The sequence below is a fragment of the Streptococcus danieliae genome (assembly GCF_009767945.1).
Classification (GTDB): Bacteria; Bacillota; Bacilli; order Lactobacillales; family Streptococcaceae; genus Streptococcus; species Streptococcus danieliae.
In genome coordinates, this window is sequence record NZ_WSRS01000177.1 from 1 (window position 1) to 775 (window position 775).

At 35.7% G+C, this 775-nt stretch carries 1 protein-coding gene; it reads left to right on the forward strand.

The features are described 5' to 3' along the window. On the forward strand, positions 1-171 hold a 171-nt coding region (locus E5983_RS09310; protein WP_202056786.1), incomplete at its 5' end, for a transposase. Positions 172-775: the final 604 nt, after the last annotated feature.

Genomic DNA, 775 nt, shown 5'->3' on the forward strand with positions numbered 1-775 from the left:
AAAGTATTGTGCGAAGAACAAGGACATAAACTCTTGCCTCTTCCCCCCTACTCACCTGAGTATAATCCCATTGAAAATACATGGGCTCATATGAAAAAACACCTTAGAAAAGTATTGCCCAGTTATGACAATTTTCTGGATGCTTTGTTGTCTTGTTCTTGTTTCAAATGACTATAGTCTCTAAAAGAGTAATGGGTTAATGCTCACGACAAACGCATGAAGAAAAGTAGATTTTGTAAGTTTTCAGAAACCGATAATTAATCGATAAATTCTGTTTAAGTGTTTTAAAGAACCTAGATGTTGGAAAGAGTATGAGTTTAAAATGTAAAAAATTTCATTTGAGTATGGTATTTGATAGATATTTAAAATCGCGACTGTAAAAAAGGTTCTGACTGAAGAGAAATCAATTAGACACTTTCATGCGTTTGTCATGGTTAATGCTTGATTTTTTTGATTATATCCTGTAGACTGAATATGTAGATGAGTAGTCGGCTCATGGTCAATCTGATAGTAATCTTGGACATAAGGGCCAAGCGGTGGCAGACACCAGAATAAACCGACTGACTAAGTGGCTTACAAACTCTGTAAGCCACTTTTTTGCGAGGTACATATGGCAAAATCTAAAGGCTATCGTAAACCAAATGACAAAAAAAGAAAGAAGCAAGATAGCCCAATCGTAAGCGCCCAATAACAAGGTATCTTCCGATAAAGTAGAAATCTAGCTATACTAGTCTCAGAAAACATGAGTAGAGGAGATTGGTTTAGTGGATGCGAA